General features: G+C 68.9%; 15 protein-coding genes. 13 read left to right on the forward strand and 2 right to left on the reverse strand.

Features of this window, described 5'->3' with window-relative positions; translation table 11 throughout:
* Window positions 1-98 precede the first annotated feature (98 nt).
* The 13 genes from murF (at window position 99) to S2M10_RS20230 (ending at window position 16,650) form a co-directional block, all read left to right on the forward strand.
* A complete protein-coding gene (gene murF / locus S2M10_RS20170; RefSeq protein WP_168847668.1) occupies window positions 99-1,484 on the forward strand; it encodes a UDP-N-acetylmuramoyl-tripeptide--D-alanyl-D-alanine ligase in 1,386 nt (461 codons plus the stop codon).
* Entirely contained in the window at window positions 1,472-2,545 is a 1,074-nt protein-coding gene (gene mraY, locus S2M10_RS20175) for a phospho-N-acetylmuramoyl-pentapeptide-transferase (protein WP_168847669.1), read from the forward strand. The genes murF and mraY overlap by 13 nt, the downstream gene beginning before the upstream one ends.
* On the forward strand, window positions 2,542-3,954 hold the full coding sequence (gene murD, locus S2M10_RS20180) for a UDP-N-acetylmuramoyl-L-alanine--D-glutamate ligase (RefSeq protein WP_168847670.1): 1,413 nt from the start codon (window positions 2,542-2,544) through the stop codon (window positions 3,952-3,954). Before mraY ends, murD begins: the two co-directional genes overlap by 4 nt.
* Window positions 3,951-5,183 carry a putative peptidoglycan glycosyltransferase FtsW gene (locus S2M10_RS20185; RefSeq protein ID WP_348770644.1) on the forward strand — a complete coding sequence of 411 codons (1,233 nt, stop codon included), beginning with the start codon at window positions 3,951-3,953 and terminating at the stop codon, window positions 5,181-5,183. Before murD ends, S2M10_RS20185 begins: the two co-directional genes overlap by 4 nt.
* Window positions 5,180-6,334: an undecaprenyldiphospho-muramoylpentapeptide beta-N-acetylglucosaminyltransferase gene (murG, locus tag S2M10_RS20190; protein WP_168847671.1), complete on the forward strand. Its 1,155-nt coding sequence runs from the start codon at window positions 5,180-5,182 to the stop codon at window positions 6,332-6,334. The genes S2M10_RS20185 and murG overlap by 4 nt, the downstream gene beginning before the upstream one ends.
* Window positions 6,331-7,743, forward strand: a complete 1,413-nt coding sequence (gene murC, locus S2M10_RS20195; protein ID WP_168847672.1) for a UDP-N-acetylmuramate--L-alanine ligase — start codon at window positions 6,331-6,333, stop codon at window positions 7,741-7,743. Before murG ends, murC begins: the two co-directional genes overlap by 4 nt.
* Window positions 7,744-7,882: 139 nt before the next feature.
* Entirely contained in the window at window positions 7,883-8,764 is an 882-nt protein-coding gene (murB, locus tag S2M10_RS20200) for a UDP-N-acetylmuramate dehydrogenase (RefSeq protein WP_168847792.1), read from the forward strand.
* Window positions 8,765-8,933: 169 nt separating this feature from the next.
* On the forward strand, window positions 8,934-9,854 hold the full coding sequence (locus S2M10_RS20205; protein ID WP_168847673.1) for a D-alanine--D-alanine ligase: 921 nt from the start codon (window positions 8,934-8,936) through the stop codon (window positions 9,852-9,854).
* Complete coding sequence (locus tag S2M10_RS20210; RefSeq protein ID WP_168847674.1) at window positions 9,851-10,822, forward strand: FtsQ-type POTRA domain-containing protein; 972 nt, start codon at window positions 9,851-9,853, stop codon at window positions 10,820-10,822. Before S2M10_RS20205 ends, S2M10_RS20210 begins: the two co-directional genes overlap by 4 nt.
* Window positions 10,822-12,084 carry a cell division protein FtsA gene (gene ftsA, locus S2M10_RS20215; protein ID WP_168847675.1) on the forward strand — a complete coding sequence of 421 codons (1,263 nt, stop codon included), beginning with the start codon at window positions 10,822-10,824 and terminating at the stop codon, window positions 12,082-12,084. The genes S2M10_RS20210 and ftsA overlap by 1 nt, the downstream gene beginning before the upstream one ends.
* A gap of 113 nt (window positions 12,085-12,197) precedes the next feature.
* On the forward strand, window positions 12,198-13,685 hold the full coding sequence (ftsZ, locus tag S2M10_RS20220) for a cell division protein FtsZ (protein WP_168847676.1): 1,488 nt from the start codon (window positions 12,198-12,200) through the stop codon (window positions 13,683-13,685).
* Window positions 13,686-13,768: 83 nt separating this feature from the next.
* On the forward strand, window positions 13,769-15,445 hold the full coding sequence (locus S2M10_RS20225; protein ID WP_168847677.1) for an SPOR domain-containing protein: 1,677 nt from the start codon (window positions 13,769-13,771) through the stop codon (window positions 15,443-15,445).
* A 38-nt stretch (window positions 15,446-15,483) separates the two neighbouring features.
* Window positions 15,484-16,650, forward strand: coding sequence for a deoxyguanosinetriphosphate triphosphohydrolase (locus S2M10_RS20230; protein WP_168847678.1), 1,167 nt, complete (start codon window positions 15,484-15,486; stop codon window positions 16,648-16,650).
* A 168-nt stretch (window positions 16,651-16,818) separates the two neighbouring features.
* Here S2M10_RS20230 and S2M10_RS20235 read toward each other — a convergent pair whose 3' ends face one another.
* Window positions 16,819-17,634, reverse strand: a complete 816-nt coding sequence (locus S2M10_RS20235; RefSeq protein WP_168847679.1) for a TorF family putative porin — start codon at window positions 17,632-17,634, stop codon at window positions 16,819-16,821.
* 525 nt (window positions 17,635-18,159) lie between these two features.
* The gene (locus S2M10_RS20240; RefSeq protein ID WP_168847680.1) at window positions 18,160-18,441 is read right to left on the reverse strand and encodes a hypothetical protein; all 282 of its coding nucleotides are present in this window, start codon (window positions 18,439-18,441) and stop codon (window positions 18,160-18,162) included.
* Window positions 18,442-18,643: the final 202 nt, after the last annotated feature.

An 18,643-nucleotide genomic window follows, 5' to 3' on the forward strand; every position in this document is an offset into this window, starting at 1 on the left:
AGCTACGCTATCCTCCCCCGTCAAGGGGGAGGATCGGTCGCTGAAGGGCAGCAGATTTCGAATGCGTTTCTACTCCCCTTGCAGGGGAGGATGTGAAGATGGCCAACGCACTTTGGACCTCCGAAGAAATCGCCGCCGCCACGCACGGCACCGCCTCGGCGGACTTCGCCGTTTCCGGCGTCGCCTTCGACTCCCGCGAAGTCGGCCCCGGCGACCTGTTCCTCGCGCTCAAGGGCGAGAGCACCGACGGGCATCGCTTCCTCGACCAGGCCTTTGCGCAGGGTGCGGCCGGCGCCGTGGTGTCCGATGCTACCGACCATCCCAGCGTCCGCGTCGCCGATACCACCGACGCGCTGAACGCGCTCGGCGCCGCCTCCCGCAAGCGCTCCTCGGCGAAGATCATCGGCGTCACCGGCTCGGTCGGCAAGACCGGCACCAAGGAGGCGCTGTTCGCCGCGCTCGACCGGAGCGATCCGGGCTGCGCCCACCGATCGGTGAAGAGCTACAACAACCATACCGGTGTGCCGCTGAGCCTCGCCCGCATGCCGCGCGACGCCCGCTTCGGCGTGTTCGAGATGGGCATGAACCATGCCGGCGAGCTGGCGCAGCTGACCCGATTGGTGCGCCCGCATGTCGCCATCGTCACCGCGATCGCGCCGGCACATCTCGGCTTTTTCGACAGCGTCGAGAAGATCGCCGACGCCAAGGGCGAGATCTTCCAGGGCCTGGAGCCCGGCGGCACCGCGATCGTGCCGTTCGACAGCCCCTATCGCGACCGGCTGATCGCGGCCGCGCGGCCGCATGCCGCCAGGATCGTCACCTTCGGCCTGGGCGAGGGCGCCGGGGTGCGCGCGGTGGAGACGATGCGCGCGCGCAGCGGCGGCACCTTCGTGATGGCGCGCTTCGGCGACCGCGAGCTGAGCTTCACCCTTTCCCAGCCGGGCGAGCATTGGGTGTCGAACGCGATGGCCATCCTCGCCGCGGTCGATGCGGTGGGCGGTGACCTCGAAGTCGCGGGCCTGGCGCTCGCCGATCTGGGCGGGCTCGCGGGGCGCGGCGCGCGGATGACCGTGCCGGTGGGCGACGGCAGCGCGCTGGTGATCGACGAAAGCTACAACGCCAATCCCAGCTCGATGCGCGCCACGCTGAAGGTGCTCGCCGCCGAGCCCGGCCGCCGCATCGCCGTGCTGGGCGAGATGCGCGAGCTGGGCGCCCATTCCGATGGCCTCCACGCCGAACTCGCCGATCCGATCGCCGGGGCGCGGGTGAGCCGTGCCATTTTGGTGGGCGAAGCGATGGCACCACTGGCCGCTGCGCTTGAGGGGCGGGTGGATTTCGTCCATGTGGCCGATGCCGCAGCTGCGAAGGCCGAGCTCGAATCGACGCTCGCGCCGGGCGATGCGGTTCTCGTCAAAGGGTCGAACGGCGTGCGGCTGGCGACGATCGTCGCGGCGCTGGCGGAAAGGCAAACATGCTCTATCTGATCGCGGAGCAGCTGGGCTTCCCCGGCGTGCTCAATCTGTTCCGGTATCTCTCGTTCCGCACCGGCGGGGCGGTGGCGACCGCGCTGCTGATCGGGCTGCTGATCGGGCCGAGGTTCATCGGCTGGCTGCGGCTGCGCCAGGGCAAGGGCCAGCCGATCCGCACCGACGGACCGCAGAGCCACCTCGCCAAGCGCGGCACGCCGACGATGGGCGGGCTGATGATCCTGACCAGCCTCACGCTGGCGCTGCTGATCTGGATGGACCTGCGCAACGCCTATGTCTGGGCGTGCATGTTCGTGACGCTCGGCTTCGGCATGATCGGCTTCCTCGACGATTACGACAAGGTGCGGAAACAGAAGACTGCGGGCGTCTCGGGCAAGGTGCGGCTGCTCGGCGAGTTCCTGATCGCCGGCATCGCGAGCGCGATCATCATCTTTTCCGAGGGCAATACCCAGCTCTACGTGCCGTTCCTCAGCTGGGTGCATCCGGATCTCGGCTATTTCTACATCGCCTTCGCGGCGTTCACGATCGTGGCGTTCGGCAATGCGGTGAACCTGACCGACGGGCTCGATGGCCTCGCGACGATGCCGGTGGTGATCGCGAGCATGGCGTTCATGCTGATCGCCTACCTGGCGGGCAACAAGATCTACGCGACCTATCTGGGCATTCCGCACGTGCCGGGGGCGGGCGACCTCGCCATCTTCTGCGGCGCGATGATCGGGGCGGGGCTGGCCTTTCTGTGGTTCAATGCGCCGCCGGCGGCGGTGTTCATGGGCGATACCGGCAGCCTCGCGCTGGGCGGGGCGATCGGCACCATCGCCGTCACCACCCACCATGAGCTGGTGCTCGGCATCATCGGCGGCCTGTTCGTGATGGAGGCGCTGAGCGTCATCATCCAGGTGTTCTTCTTCAAGCGCACCGGCAAGCGCGTGTTCCGCATGGCGCCGATCCACCATCATTTCGAACAGCTCGGCTGGTCCGAGCCGACGGTGGTGATCCGCTTCTGGATCATCGCCTTCGTGCTGGCGCTGGCCGGTCTGGCGACGCTCAAGCTGCGGTGATCACCAGCCCCGCCTGGCGCGGCAAACGCTTCGCGGTGCTCGGGCTCGCACGCTCGGGCGCGGCGACCGTGCGTACGCTGCTGGCCAGCGGGGCGGAGGTGCTGGCGTGGGATTCGAGCGAGGCGGCGCGGCTCCAGATCCTCCCCGGAACGGGGAGGGGGACCGCCGCCGCAGGCGGTGGTGGAGGGGAATCTCCACAAGCGACGTCCCTTGCTGCGGCCCCCCTCCACCAGCCTGCGGCTGGTCCCCCTCCCCGTTCCGGGGAGGATCTTGTGCTTGCCGACCCGCTGGACTCCGACCTCACCGGCTATGCCGGCATGGTCGTCTCCCCCGGCGTGCCGCTGAACCGGCATCCGATCGCAGCGCACGCCCGTGCTGCCGGCGTGCCGTTGATCGGCGACATCGAGCTGTTCGCACAGGCGCGGGCCGATCTCCCCGCGCATCGCGTGGTCGGCATCACCGGCACCAACGGCAAGTCGACCACCACCGCGCTGATCCACCACATTATCGAGACCGCGGGCATTCCCACGCGGCTCGGCGGCAATATCGGCCTGCCGATCCTCGGGCAGGAGCCGCTCCCCGAGGGCGGCGTCTATGTGCTGGAGCTGTCGAGCTACCAGATCGACCTTACCCAAAGCCTCGACTGCGACGTCGCGGTGCTGCTCAACATCACCCCCGACCATCTCGACCGCTATGAGGGCTTCGAGGGTTATGCCGCCTCCAAGGCGCGGCTGTTCGCGATGCAGAGCAAGGGCCATGCCGCGATCATCGGCCTCGGCGACGACGCCTCGGCGACCATCGCCCGGCAGGTCGCGCTCTCCGGCCGCAGCGAGGACGTGACCAAGATCGCCCCCGGCGTGTGCATGGACCAGTCACACTGGCCGGCGCTGCAGGGGCCGCACAACGCGCAGAATGCGCTCGCCGCGATCGCCGCCTGCGAGGCGCTGGGCATCGACAGGGCCGCGATCGACAGGGGGCTGGAGAGCTTCCCCGGCCTGCCGCACCGCATGGAGCGGATCGCCAGCCGCAACGGCGTGCTGTTCGTCAACGACAGCAAGGCGACCAACCCGGAATCGACCGCGCCCGCGCTCGCGGCATTCCCGCGCATCCACTGGATCCTCGGCGGCGTCGCCAAGACCGACAGCCTCGAGGCATGCCGCCCCGGCTTCGGCCATGTCATTCGTGCCTATACCATCGGCGAAGCCGGACCGCTGTTCGCCCGGCTGCTCGAAGGCGAGATGCCCGTCGAGCAATCCGGCACGCTGGACGCCGCCGTCCGCGCCGCCGCTGCCGCCGCCCAGCCGGGCGATGCCGTGCTGCTCTCCCCGGCCTGCGCCTCGTTCGACCAGTTCCGCGATTTCGAGGCGCGCGGCGATGCCTTCCGTGCCGCGGTGGAGTCGCTCGGGTGAGCCGCCAGCCGGGAGACGCGGACGAGAACAAGGGCGGCCTACCGCGCATCTCCAACCAATTGAGCCGCGCCAGCAAGTCGCGCGCGGGCATGTGGTTCTGGGAAGTGGACCGCGTGCTGCTGTTCCTGCCGTTGCTCCTGATCGCGATCGGGCTGGTGGCGGTGGCCGCCGCCTCGCCCGCGACCGCGCGGCGCTATTCGGATGCCGCGCATATCGTCCAGCCGATGTACTATTTCTGGCGCCAGCTGATGTGGGTGTGCGTCTGCGTGCCGGTGCTGATCATCGTGTCGATGCTGCCGGTCGCTGCGGCGCGGCGGCTGTCGCTTGCCGGCGCGCTGGTGTTCCTCGGGCTGATGGTGCTGCTGCCGATCATCGGGCATGAGGTGAACGGCGCCAAGCGTTGGATCAGCCTGGGCATTTCCGACCTGCAGCCGTCGGAGTTCCTCAAGCCGCTGTTCATCGTCTCGACCGCCTGGATCCTGTCGTTCCGGGCCAAGGATCCCGAGCTGCCGGTGATGATCGTCACCGGCGCGATCACTGCGCTGATCGCGGTGCTGCTGATGCTCCAGCCCGATTTCGGCCAGACCATCCTGTTCGGCACGATATGGGTGATCCTGCTGATGCTCTCCGGCATCTCGCCCGCCGCGATCGCGAGCCTGGGCGGCATGGCGGTGGCGGGGGTGGTCGCGGCCTATCTGTTTTACGGCACCGCGCGCACCCGCATCGACAATTTCCTGTTTCCCACCAAGGAAGCCGCGCTCGCCGATCGCTACCAGGTGGAAATGGCGCACGACACGCTGACCGCCGGCGGGCTGTTCGGCGCCGGGCCGGGCAGCGGTCAGATCAAGTTCCGCCTGCCCGAGGCGCATACGGACTATATCTTCTCGGTGATCGGCGAGGAGTTCGGGCTGATCGCCTGCGCGGTGATCGTGCTGCTCTATCTCGCCATCGTCGTGCGCGTGCTGATGAAGCTGCTCGACGAGGAGGATCCGTTCCGGCTGCTCGCCGCCGCGGGGCTTGCCTCGCAGTTCGGCGTGCAGGCACTGATCAACATGGCGGTGAACACCGGCATCGCGCCATCGAAGGGCATGACGCTGCCGTTCATCAGCTATGGCGGCTCGTCGATGATCGCGCTTTCGATCGGCTATGGCCTGCTGCTCGCTTTCACGCGACGAAACCCGTATCTGAAGCGCTCCCCCTATACCGGCCGCTGGAGCAAAGCCGCATGACCGAACGCCGTAGTTATGTCCTCGCTGCCGGTGGCACCGGCGGGCACATGGTGCCCGCGGCTGCCTTGGCGGTGGAGCTCGCACGGCGCGGGCATCAGGTGGCGCTGGTCAGCGACGAGCGCGGCGTGCGCTTCCCCGGCCTGTTCGAGGGCGTCGAGACGCATGTGCTTCCCGCCGGGCGGCTGGGTGGCGGGCCGATCGGGTATCTGAAGGCAGCGCGGCAGATGCTGGCCGGGCGGGCGATGGCGCGGAAGCTGTACAAGCAGCTGCGTCCCGCCGCGGTGATCGGCTTCGGCGGCTATCCGGCCTTCCCGGCGCTCTCGGCGGCGTTCAGCGCGCGCATTCCGACCGTGATCCACGAGCAGAACGCGGTGCTGGGCCGGGTCAACCGGCTGGTTGCCGGGCGGGTGGCGGCGATCGCCACCTCCTATGACAAGGTCGAGCGGATGAAGCCCGGCTGGGAAGCCAAGACCCATCTCACCGGCAATCCGGTGCGCGAGGCGGTGCTGGCGCTGCGCGCCAAGCCCTATCCGATGCTGGAGGAAGACGGGCTGTTCCGCGTGCTGGTGACCGGCGGCAGCCAGGGCGCGTCGATCCTCAGCCAGGTGGTCCCCGACGGGCTCGCGCTGCTGCCGGTGCATTTCCGCCGCCGGCTGCAGGTGACGCACCAGGCGCGCATCGAGGACATCGAGATGGTCCGCGCCAAATATCAGGAACACGAGATTCCGGCCGAGGTCGCGACCTATCTGCCCGACATGCCCGAGCGGCTCGCCTGGGCGCATCTGGTGATCGCGCGGGCAGGGGCCTCGACCATCGCCGAGCTGACCGCCGCCGGGCGTCCGGCGATCCTGGTGCCGCTGCCCAGCGCCACCGACGATCACCAGACCGCCAACGCCCGCGAGATCACCGAGGCGGGCGGCGCGCGGACCATCCCGCAGCGCGCCTTCACCGCGCCCGAGCTCGCCAAGCAGATGCAGAAGCTGGGGCTCGACACCAAGGCGCTGGAGAATGCGGCAGCGCGCGCGCGCGGCGTCGGACGGCCCGATGCGGTGCGCGACCTGGCGGACCTCGTCGAATCGATCCACGCACCCCGAGCCCCCGTGGGGAAGGTGCAGAAAGCCAACAAGAACGGAAGGCCTGCTTACGCATGAAGGGCGTCGCCACCGACATCGGTACCATTCACTTCGTCGGCATCGGCGGCATCGGCATGTCGGGCATTGCCGAGGTGATGCACAATCTCGGCTACAAGGTGCAGGGCTCGGACGTGGCGGACTCCTACGTCGTGCAGGGACTGCGCGACCGCGGAATCCCGGTGACGATCGGCCATGCCGCCGAGAATCTGGGCGAGGCGGCCGTGGTGGTGGTCTCCACCGCGATCGTGCGGACCAATCCCGAGGTGGAAGCCGCCTATCAGAACCGCATCCCGGTGGTCCGTCGCGCCGAGATGCTCGCCGAGCTGATGCGGCTGAAGTCGACCATCGCGGTGGCGGGCACCCACGGCAAGACGACGACCACCTCGATGGTCGCAGCACTCCTCGATGCCGGCGGGGTCGACCCGACCGTGATCAACGGCGGGATCATCAACCAGTACGGCTCCAACGCCCGGCTGGGCGAGGGCGACTGGATGATCGTCGAGGCCGATGAGAGCGACGGCAGCTTCCTGCGGCTCGACGGCACCTTCGCGATCGTCACCAATATCGATCCCGAGCATCTCGACCATTATGGCTCGTTCGACCGGGTGAAGGCAGCGTTCGTCGAGTTCGTCGAGAACGTCCCCTTCTACGGCGCGGCGTTGCTGTGCCTCGACCATCCGGAAGTGCAGGCGATCATCCCGCGCGTCCGCGACCGGCGGATCGTGACCTATGGCTTCGCGGCGAGCGCCGATGTGCGCGGCGTGAACGTCACCCCGCATGCCGGGGGCAATCGCTTCGAGGTGATCATCCGGCACCGCGACGGATCAACTCGCTCGATCGAGAATATCGAGCTGCCGATGCCCGGCCGCCACAATGTCCAGAACGCGCTGGCGGCGATCGGCGTGGCGCTGGAGCTGGGCATTCCCGATGCGACGATCCAGCAGGGCTTTGCGAAGTTCGGCGGGGTCAAGCGGCGCTTCACCAAGGTGGGCGAGGTCGCGGGCGCTTCGATCATCGACGATTACGGGCATCACCCGGTGGAGATCCGCGCGGTGCTGGCGGCGGCGCGCGAGAGCACCCGCGGCCGGGTGATCGCAGTGGTGCAGCCGCACCGCTATTCGCGGCTGGGCAATCTGATGGACGAGTTCGCCCAGGCGTTCAACGACGCCGACATGGTGTATGTGGCCCCCGTCTATCCGGCGGGCGAGGCGCCGATCGAGGGCGTCCATGCCGATGCGCTGGTCGAGCAGGTCTCGCGGCGCGGGCATCGCGCGGTGGCGGCGACGACCGATGCGACCGCGCTGGCGAATGCGCTGAGCGGCGTGGTGCGCGAGGGCGACATGGTGGTATGCCTCGGCGCGGGCGACATCACCAAATGGGCGGCGGGCCTGGCTCCTGCGATCGCGGCTGCGCGGGGGGATGCGTGAGCTTGGCGGTTCTTCTTCTTAAGCCCCTCCTCCTGGGAGGAGGGGTTTGGGGGTGGAGGGATGCCAGAACCTCTGTTGGTCTCTGCGAGACACTGCCCCACCCCAACCCCTCCCCTGAAGGGGAGGGGCTTAAGTGACGCTGCCTCCCGTCCGTGGAAAACTCACCCCCAACGCCCCGCTTGCGCCGCTGGTATGGTTCAAGAGCGGCGGTGCGGCGGAGTGGCTGTTCGAGCCGGCCGATGCCGACGACCTCGCCAGCTTCCTCGCCGCGCTTGATCCGGCCACGCCGGTGATGGGCCTCGGCCTCGGCTCGAACATGATCGTCCGCGACGGCGGCGTGCCGGGCGTGGTGATCCGCCTCGGCAAGGCCTTTGCGAGCGTCGAACAGCTTGACGACACCACCCTGCGCTGCGGCGGCGGCGCCTCGGGCATCCTCGTATCGTCCAAGGCGCGCGACTGGGGCATTGGCGGCGTGGAGTTCCTGCGCTCGATTCCCGGCACCGTCGGCGGCTTCGTGCGGATGAACGGCGGCGCCTATGGTCGCGAGACCTGCGACATTCTGGTGGAGTGCGAGGTCGTGCTCCGCTCCGGCGAGCGGCGGGTGCTGGCCAATGCCGATCTCGGCTACACCTATCGCCACAGCAGCCTGCCCGAGGGCGCGATCGTGGTCAGTGCGACCTTCCGCGGCTTCCCCAAGCCTTCGGACGACATCCAAGCCGAAATGGACCGCATCGCCGCCGCGCGCGAGGAATCGCAGCCGCTGCGCTCGAAGACCGGCGGCTCGACCTTCAAGAACCCGGAAGGGCACAAGGCCTGGGCGCTGGTCGACGCGGCCGGCTGCCGGGGCCTGCGTCGCGGCGACGCGCAGGTGAGCGAGAAGCATTGCAACTTCCTCCTCAACCTGGGGGAAGCGACCAGCGCCGATATCGAGGCGCTGGGCGAAGACGTCCGCGCGCGCGTGAAGGCGCAGTCGGGCGTCGAACTGGAATGGGAGATTCAGCGCGTGGGAGTGGCGAAGTGAAGATGCGTACCGGCGGCGCTGAACGGCCCGTCTCCACCACCGCCGTCATCCCCGCGAAGGCGGGGATCCATTCGCCTGTGCGTTCGCGGCAGGAGCCGATGCCTCTCCACCAATGGATCCCCGCCTTCGCGGGGATGACGGCTGGGGTGGCAGGTCAGGCAGGCACCCGGTGGTGACCCCCCTCCACATCGCCGTGCTGATGGGCGGCTGGTCGGCCGAGCGCGAGGTTTCGCTGATGTCGGGCAACGGCGTTGCGGATGCGCTGGAGAGCCTTGGCCACCGCGTGACCCGGATCGATCTCGATCGGAACGTCGCCGCGACGCTCGCCGAGGCCAAGCCGGACGTGGTGTTCAACGCCCTCCACGGCACGCCGGGCGAGGATGGCAGCGTCCAGGGCATGCTCGACCTGATGGGCATCCGCTATACCCACTCGGGCATGGTCACCTCGGTAATCGCGATCGACAAGCAGCTGACCAAGCAGGCGCTGGTGCCGCACGGCATCCCGATGCCCGGCGGGCGGATGGTGTCGCGCGACGAGCTGTACCGGCAGGACCCGCTGCCGCGCCCCTATGTGCTGAAGCCGGTCAACGAAGGCTCCTCGGTAGGCGTGGCGATCGTCACCGCCGAAAGCAATGTCGGCAACCCGATCCACCCGGATGCGCGCGGACCCTGGCAGGAATTCGACGAGCTGCTCGCCGAGCCCTTTATCCGCGGCCGCGAGCTGACCACCGCGGTGCTGGGCGACCAGGCGCTGGGCGTCACCGAGCTCAAGCCCAAGAGCGGGTTCTACGACTATGAGTCCAAATACACTGATGGCCTGACGGAACACGTCTTCCCGGCGCAGATCCCGGACGACGTCGCCGAGGCGTGCAAGCGAATCGCGCTCGATGCGCACCGGCTGCTCGGCTGCAAGGGCGCCTCGCGCGCCGATTTCCGCTGGGACGACACGCAGGGTGTCGACGGGCTCTTTCTGCTGGAAGTGAACACCCAGCCCGGCATGACTCCGCTCAGCCTGGTGCCCGAACAGGCGCGCCATCTGGGCATCGACTATGCTAGTCTCGTGCAACGGATCGTCGAGGAGGCATTGTGAGCCGCAGGCCCGCCCAAGCGCAGCGCGCGACCACAAGGCGCGGCGAGAAGCCGAAGCCGCGCGGCACTGCGCGCCGGCCGCAGCGGGCGGGCGTGCTCGACCAGGCGATCGCCGGCCTGCCGATGAGCCCGGAGACGCTGCACAAGGTCACCACCTGGAGCATCGTCGGCGCGGTCGGCGCGGTCGTGCTGACGATCGGCATCCTCGCGGGCGTGCCGCAGATGATCGGTGTGGGCATCGCGCAGGCGGTGGGTGACGCCGGCCTCAAGGTCGACGAGATCCAGATCGACGGGCTCAAGCGGATGGACCGCGCGACCGTCTATGAGCAGGTGCTCGACCAGGACTCGCGGGCGATGCCGCTGGTCAGCCTGGAGGACGTGCGGCAGCGGCTGCTCAAATTTCCCTGGGTGAAGGATGCGCGCGTCTCGCGCCGGCTGCCGGGCACGCTGCACATCGCCATCGAGGAGCGAACCCCTGCGGCGGTCTGGCAGAACCATGGCCAGCTGCTGCTGATCGATCCCTCCGGCGTGCCGCTGGAGCCGGTGTCGCCCGACGCCATGCCCGATCTGCCGCTGCTGATTGGCGAGGGTGCCAATACCCAGGAGGCGGCGCGCAAGCACCTGCTGGAGACACAGCCGGGCCTCAAGCCGCTGGTCAAGGCGATGAGCTGGGTCGGCAACCGGCGCTGGGACATGTATTTTACGTCGGGCGAGAAACTGCAGCTGCCCGAGGGCGAGGCGGAAGCGATCGCCGCGCTCAAGACCTTCGTGGCGATCGACAGCACGCAGCGGCTGCTGAGCCACGGCAATCGCGGGTTTGACATGCGCGTTGCAAACAAGTTGGTTGTGCGCAGGCAGGGCGTGATCGAACCGCCGCCGCCGATTTCCGCGGCGCCGGCGACAACACTACCGACCATGCCTGCGACGACAACGACGCCGCCGGCGGGCACCGGCACGGGGGAAGGCTGATGGCGAAGACAGCGCCGGAAGGGTTGATTACCGCGCTCGACGTGGGATCGTCGAAGGTCTCGGCGTTGATCGCGCAGCGGACCGACGAGGGCAATCTGATCGTGCTCGGCACCGGCCAGCGCGAGAGCCGGGGCGTCAAGCGCGGCTATGTCGCCGACATGCACGCCACCGAGATCGCGATCCGCGAGGCGGTGGAGCAGGCCGAGCGCATCGCCGGCTTCAACATCGAGGATGTCTGGGTCAGCTTCTCGGCGGGCGGGCTGGTCTCCAGCGTCGTCAAGGTCGAGGCGGACCTGGGCGGCCATAGGGTCGAGCAGGCGGATATCGACGATCTGCTCAAGGCGGGGCGCGGCGCGATCGACCCGCAGGGGCGGATGGTGCTCCACGCGCAGCCGACCCGCTACACGGTGGATGGTCTCGGCGGCGTCAAGCGTCCGCTGGGGCTGCATGCCGATCGGCTGGGCGTCGACGTGCATGTCGTCACCACCGACGGCTCGCCGGTGCGCAACCTCGACCTGTGCGTGCGCTCGGCGCATCTGGAGGTGCGCTCGATCATCGCGGCGCCGGTGGCGACCGGGCTTGCCTGCCTCACCGAGGAAGAGCGCGAGCTGGGCGTGGCGCTGGTCGAGATCGGTGCGGGCGTGACCAATGTCTCGGTATTCGCGCAGGGCGTGCTCGCCGGGCTGGCCTCGATCCCGATGGGCTCGGCCGACATCACCGACGACATCGCCGCCGCTTTCGGCACCGCGCGTGCCTGGGCGGAGCGGACCAAATGCTTCCACGGCTCGGCCAATCTCTCCCCGCGCGACAACCGCGAGACGATCGACGTCGCGCCGGCAACGGCCGAGGAGGGGATCGAGGGGCCGCGGATCACCAAGGCGGCGCTGAACACGGTCATCCGGCAGCGGCTGGAGCGGATCGTGGCGGAGATCCAGAAGGAACTGAAGAAGCTCAACTTTCAGGAGCCGGTGGGCCGCCAGATCGTGCTGACCGGCGGCGGTGCCGAGCTGGCCGGGATTGCGGACTATGCGCAACAGGCACTGGGCAATGCGGTGCGCGTCGGTCGACCGCGCGGGTTGCTGGCGATGCCCAATGCGCATGCGGGGCCTGCCTTCTCGACGCTGGCGGGACTTACCCAGTTCGCCGCGGCCGATCCGATCGACCTGCGCACGCTGGAGCCCAGCCGGCACCAGCTCGTCACCCGGGCAAGCCCGGGCGCGCTGTTCCAGCGGTTGATCGCGGCGTTCCGCGCGAATTATTAGGGAAAAGCGTCCGCCGGGGTGCTAGTGGTGACTAGAGTCGTCGCTTCGCTTCGTGCATCAGAGAATATCAGGTTGCGCAGTGCCGCCGATGCGCTGCCACGGGAGACCATAGAATGAGTATCGATTTCCTTCCGCCCGACGTGGACGAACTGACGCCGAAGATCGCGGTGATCGGGGTTGGCGGCGCCGGCGGCAATGCCATCGCCAACATGATCCGCGCCGAGGTGCAGGGCGTCGAGTTCCTGGTCGCCAACACCGATGCGCAGGCGCTCAAGCAGTCGGTCGCCCCCCAGCGCATCCAGCTCGGCGCGAAGATCACGCAAGGGTTGGGCGCGGGTTCGCGGCCGGAAATCGGCCGTGCGGCGGCCGAGGAGACGATCGAGCAGGTGCAGCAGTCGCTCGAGGGCGCGCACATGTGCTTCATCGCGGCGGGCATGGGCGGCGGCACCGGCACCGGTGCGGCGCCGGTGATCGCCAAGGCGGCGCGCGACATGGGCATCCTGACCGTGGGTGTGGTGACCAAGCCCTTCGCCTTCGAAGGCAAGCGTCGTGCCCAGTCGGCCGAGGCGGGCATCGAGGAACTGCAGAAATATGTCGACACCCTGATTGTCATCCCGAACCAGAACCTGTTCCTGATCGCCAATGCGAACACGACCTTCAAGGAAGCGTTCGAGATGGCCGACGAGGTGCTGCAGCAGGGCGTGCGCGGCATCACCGACCTGATGGTGATGCCGGGCCTGATCAACCTCGACTTCGCCGACGTCCGTTCGGTGATGCAGGAGATGGGCAAGGCGATGATGGGCACCGGCGAGGCGGACGGCGACGACCGCGCGCTGATCGCCGCACAGAAGGCGATCGCCAACCCGCTGCTCGACGGCGTTTCGATGAACGGCGCCAAGGGCGTGATCGTCTCGATCACCGGCGGCGAGGACATGCGCCTGCTCGAGGTCGACGAAGCCGCGAACCATATCCGCGAGCTCGTCGATCCCGACGCTAACATCATCTGGGGTTCGGCGTTCAACCCGGAACTGGAGGGCCGCATCCGCGTGTCGGTGGTCGCCACCGGCATCGATGCGAATGTCGAGAACCGCCCGGCCGCGCCGGTCGAGCAGCCGCGCGTCTTCTCCTTCTCCACCCCGCGTCGCACCACTGCCGCGCCCGCGCCCGAGCCGGTCGTGAACCCCGCGCCGGCAGCCGCCGCGCCCGAGCCTGCGCCGGCCCCTGTCGTCGAGGAAGCGCCGGCCCCCGCGCCGGTCGCGCCTGCGCCCGAACCCGTCGCTGCCGCACCCGCTCCGGCTCCCGAGCCGACCCCGCCGGCCCCGGCCTCGGACGAACTGCTGCTCGGCACCGAGGCGCTGGTGCCGCCGGCGCCGACCGCAACGCCCGTGCCGGCGTCTGCGCCCGCAGCCGAGGCACCGGCCGGCCGTCGCCGCTGGCTGACCGGCGGCGATGACGATGCCGATACGCGGCCGCGTCCCAAGACCGGCGGCACGCTGTTCGAGCGCATGGCCTCCGCCTCGCGCGGCACCAAGGCCGCCGAGGAAGAAGACAAGGATCCGCTGGACATTCCGCGCTTCCTGCGCAGCCAGAACAACCAGTAAGGCGCATGGGTGGCACGGTTCGCCGAGCCACCCATTCCCCGTCAGCGGCGGTTCAGCGCCGCGGCATTAGCGGTTAGCCCGACATGATCAGCAAGAAACATCTCGGCATCGGCGCGTTCGCGTCGGCGCTGCTCCTCGGCGCGTCGCCGGTATGGGCGCAGGGCGAGATCGTCCAGGCGCACAATCCCGACGCGGACGCGCTGGCCACGCAGATGCGCGTGCTCGCCGAAAACCCGCGCGACGTGGAGGCGCTGCTGGCCGCGGCGCGGCTGAGCACGCGGCTGGGCGACCTGACCGGGGCGCTGGCGCTGCTGCAGCGGGCCGAAAGCGTCGAGGCGACCAATCCGCGCATCGCCAGCAATCGCGCGGCGGTGCTCGTTCGGCAGGAGCGGCCGGGCGAGGCGCTGCGGTTGTTCCAGCGCGCGGAAGCGCAGGGCGTCGACGCGCGCGAGTTCGCCGCCGATCGCGGCTTTGCCTATGATCTGCTCGGCCAGCCGTTGCTCGCCCAGCGTGACTACAAGCTGGCGCTGGCCACCCGGCGCGAGGACGAGGTGGTGCGGCGGTACGCCTTGTCGCTGGGCATCAGCGGCAGCCGCATCGAAGCAGAGCGCGCGCTCGACCCGCTGCTGCGCGCGCAGGATCGCGCGGCATGGCGAGATCGCGCCTTCATCCTGGCGATGAACGGTGATCTGGCAGGTGCCGAGAAGATCGCGGCGACGGTGTTGCCGGGCGCGGCGGGAAGGAACCTGCTGCCCTTTTTCCGGCGCATCGCGACGCTGGGGCCGGCCGATCGCGCCTTCGCGGTCCATTTCGGCGAGCTTTCGCCGACACCGGCGCGACTGGCGGATGCGCGGACGGCACCCTCGTTGCCGGTCTATACCGGTCCGGCGCCGGTGCAGATCGCGCAGGCGCAGCCGGTACCCGTGACCTCCGCGCCGGTCCGCACCGATGCGCGCGGACGGCGCGTCGCCTCGACGCCGAAGGCCGCGCCGGTGCAAGTCGCCAAGGCGGACGTGGCGCCGGCAGCCCGGACGGTACCGAGCCAACCCGCGGCGCAGCCGACCTGGCAGCCGGCGCCCCTGCCGCAGCCGGCGCCCGCACCCCGTCCGATCGTCCAGCCGACCTCGGCATCCCAGCCCGACGTCCGCCGCGTCGCCTCCGCGGGATCGCCGCTCTCCTCGATCATCGCCAATATCGAAGTGCCTGCCAGCGAGCGCGCGCCGGAGCGCGCCAGCGTCGCGCCGGCGCCGAAGCCGACCGTCACCGTCCGCGCCAAGCCGGAGCCCAAGCGCCCGGTCGTCGCCGCCGAGGAGGATGCCACGCCGGCCAAGCCCGCACCCAAGCGCGGCGCCAGGGCCGAGGACGAGGCCGAAAGCAAGCCGGCCAAGCCGGGCGCGCGCAAGGGCGCGAAGCCGGAGGACGAGGCGGATGCCAAGCCGGTAAAGGGCAGAAAGCCCGAGCCAAAGAAGCCGGATCCCAAAAAGGCAGATCCCGAGCGGGTCTGGGTGCAGGTCGCCAGCGGCGCGAATGAATCGACCGTCGACCGCGCCTGGAAGGGCGTCGCGGCCAAATCGCCCAAGCTCCTCAAGGCGCGTGGCGGCTGGTGGATGCCGTTCAAGGCGACCAATCGCATCGTCACCGGGCCGTTCAAGACCAGCGGCGAGGCGCAGGCCTTCGTCAACAAGCTGGCCGGAGAGGGTGTCTCGGCCTTTGTGGTTACCAGCGAGGCGGGGCAGAAGGTCAGCAAGATCGCGCCTTGAGCCTTCGCAAGCGGTTCTGGCTGGGCTAGGGGGCAGCGGTGAAACAGCTTTCCCCCTGGGCCTGTATGCCCGGCCAGACGCGCGGGCGCCTCCACCCCGAAGAAGGGGGCGGCGTTCGCGGCCCGCGCGACGCCTTCCAGCGCGACCGCGATCGCATCATCCATTCGATCAGTTTCCGCCGGCTGCGCCACAAGACACAGGTGTTCCTGGCGCCCGACGGCGATCATTTCCGCGTGCGCCTCACGCACAGCCTGGAGGTTGCGCAGATCGGCCGCGCGATCGCCCGCGCCCTGGGGCTGAACGAGGATCTCACCGAGGCCCTGTGCCTGGCGCACGACATCGGCCATCCTCCCTTCGGCCATGCCGGCGAGGATGCGTTGGAAGTGGCGCTCGCCGGCCGGGGCGGGTTCGACCACAACGGCCACACCCTGCGCACGCTGACCTTGCTGGACAGCCCCTATCCCATGTGGAACGGCCTGAACCTGACCTGGGACACGCTGGAAGGCCTGGCCAAGCACAATGGCCCGATTCACGCGCCGCAATGGGCGCTGGCGGCAGCCGACGGAGCGTTTCCGCTGGAGCTGGACAGCTGGCCGTCGCTGGAGGCGCAGGTCGCGGCCATCGCCGACGACATTGCCTATGACAATCACGACATCGATGACGGCCTGCGCGCCGGGCTGCTGACGCTCGACCAGATCATGGCCGTGCCGATGATCCGGGCGGCGTGGGACGACGCCCAGGCCCGTTTCCCGGAGGTGGGACCCAAGCGGCTGACCGGCGAACTGATCCGGTCGCAGATCGGGCTGATGGTCAACGACTTCATCGCCGAGACCAGGGCGCGGATCGCGGAGGCGGGTGTGGAGACGGTGGACGATGTCCGGCGGGCGGGCCGCTGCCTGGCGGGCTTCTCGCCCGCGATGCGCGATGCCGAGCGCGGGCTGAAGCGGTTCATGTACGCGAATCTCTACCACCACCCGAGCCAGCTGGCGGCGGCGGCATCGGCGCGGCAGGTCGTATCCGGGCTGTTCGCGGCCTATGCCGGCGATCCGGGGCTGATGCCCGCCGAATGGCGCGAGGCGCTGCCGGCGGAAGAGCCCTGGCGCAGCCGCCATATCGCCGATTTCATCGCGGGCATGACCGATCGATATGCGATCGCCCGCTACCGTGAGGTCTGCGGGACGATCGACCTGCCCGAAGGATTTTAGGGTAGAGGTTTCACGCCGAAGGGGGAGGTGGCGGGGTGGCGCCGCCTGCGTGGCGGTCATCACTGCAGCCGGGCACCCCGCCGTCGCGCTCCGCGCGCGATCACCCCTCACAGCGGCGGCGTATCCTCCCCCCGAGGGGAGAGGATACGCTCTTGATGTGCGTCTGCGTTAGAACGCCGCGCTGACCGAGAACACCACCTGGCTGCCGGCGATGGTCGAACCGTCCTTGGTGCTGGAGAAGTTGGGCAGCAGATATTCGCTCTCGCGCTTGGTGATGCTGGTGTCGACATAGGCGACGCCGAGCACGACCTTGCCCAGGGCGAGATCCGCGCCGACCAGCCAGTCCGCGTAGCTGCCGGTCGGCGCGACGCTGGTGCCGTTGGGGCCCAGGCCGGGGTTGCCGTCCGAATAGCCGAGATGCGCCTTGAGCGTGATCGGCGTCTTCGGCACCGCGGTGCTGATGTCGCCCCAGAGATAGAGATTGTCTTCCTTGTCGCCCTCGCGGCTCTCGGGCGTGTTGCTCCAGTTGCCGAGCGCCTGTTGCGACGGGGCATAGGCGACCCCGGCGAGCGCCGAGACCGGGCCCAGGCTGCCGCTCAGCTTCACATAGGGCTCGGCGAAGTCGGTCTTGGACGCGCCGCCCGGATACATGTACCAGGTAACGCCCACGTCGAGCGCGGCGCCGCCGCCGATCGGCAGCTTGTAGCCGCCGACCAGGTCCAGCTCCATGTTGGCGCCGCCGAAGGTGCCCCAACCAGCCAGGTTCGACCCCCAGACCGCGCCGTACAGGCCGCTTTCATGCGTGACGGTGAGACCGCCCTGCACAGCCATTTCCTTGTCGGTCTGCGAAACGCCGCGGAAACGGTAGTCCGATACAAGCGCAACGCTGCCGGAGACGGTCACGGGCTTGGGCGCATCGGTTTCCTGCGCGAATGCGGGCGAGGAGAGGCCGAGCAGGGCTGCGGCGGCAAGACGAATCTTCATGGAACATTCCCTCTCGGTGTCGAGTGATGTTCCAACCTGCGTCGGCGCGGCGACCCATTCTCGAGGACGGGACTGGCGCTCCTTCCCTATATTTGCGTTGCAGCATGTCCATTTTATGGCTGGATTGTAAGGAAATGTTGCTCGTGGCGAAGGGGCTCGCTCGCAATCTTTCGTTACAACCGCGCAAGTGAGGGGCAAAGGCGATCGGCTACAGGTGTTTGCGAGAGAGATGCCGCGGTGATCGGCGCCGCTGCCATGAAGCAGCCGGGCACCGCACAGCAGGTTGCCGCGCCGCGGCCCGAAGCCTCACGGGCGGGCAGCAGCGCGCCGGCGCCGCCTACCGAGTTTGATTTCCGTCCCCCCAGAACGGAAAGCCCCGCAGTTGCCCCGGCAGCTGCGGGGCCACTCGTTTCTAGATCGGGCAGGGGATTGAGATCCGCCGGCGGCCCGCGTCGAGCACGAAAAAGCCCCGCAATCGCTAGGCGAGCGCGGGGCCTTTCGAGACGGTCGTGCGGGATACGGCGCTTAGCGCGACGCGACCTGCACCTTGGTCACCTTGGGCACGCGGAACGACACGCGGGCGCCGGCGGCGTTGCCATCGACCCAGCCGTTGCGGACGACAAGGCGGAACTTCTGGTTGCCCGGCTTGGCGACGCCTTCCAGGACCTGCGCGTCACCCTTGGGGGTCGAGGTGTAGACATAGGTCACGCCGTCGCGGGTGAAGCTGCGGGTGGCAACGTTGTCGGCAGCGAAAGCAGGCGCAGCGGCGAACAGGGTAGCGGCGAGTGCGATGGTGAAACGGGTCACGATCTTTCTCCTTCGTGGGTCCAAAAGAGCCAGATCGGCATCCTTCGTATGTTCTTGATAGACAAAATGTTGCGGTGCAGCAGATTCGGCAACCGCAAAGCGCGGGGGTCTTGATTGCACGCGGCGCAATCGTCCGGCTGCGGGACGAACCGTGCGCCGATGCGATGAGCCGTTAAGCCTGGCAAACTTCTGCGACACTCGA

The organism is Sphingomonas sp. S2M10, from assembly GCF_012650175.1.
Lineage (GTDB): Bacteria > Pseudomonadota > Alphaproteobacteria > Sphingomonadales > Sphingomonadaceae > Sphingomonas.

Coding starts and splice junctions, on each gene's coding strand:
- ftsA (WP_168847675.1), top strand. CDS start 10,822: ATGGCGAAGACAGCGCCGGAAGGGTTGATTACCGCGCTCGACGTGGGA.
- mraY (WP_168847669.1), top strand. CDS start 1,472: ATGCTCTATCTGATCGCGGAGCAGCTGGGCTTCCCCGGCGTGCTCAAT.
- ftsZ (WP_168847676.1), top strand. CDS start 12,198: ATGAGTATCGATTTCCTTCCGCCCGACGTGGACGAACTGACGCCGAAG.
- murG (WP_168847671.1), top strand. CDS start 5,180: ATGACCGAACGCCGTAGTTATGTCCTCGCTGCCGGTGGCACCGGCGGG.
- S2M10_RS20225 (WP_168847677.1), top strand. CDS start 13,769: ATGATCAGCAAGAAACATCTCGGCATCGGCGCGTTCGCGTCGGCGCTG.
- murF (WP_168847668.1), top strand. CDS start 99: ATGGCCAACGCACTTTGGACCTCCGAAGAAATCGCCGCCGCCACGCAC.
- S2M10_RS20235 (WP_168847679.1), bottom strand. CDS start 17,634: ATGAAGATTCGTCTTGCCGCCGCAGCCCTGCTCGGCCTCTCCTCGCCC.
- murC (WP_168847672.1), top strand. CDS start 6,331: ATGAAGGGCGTCGCCACCGACATCGGTACCATTCACTTCGTCGGCATC.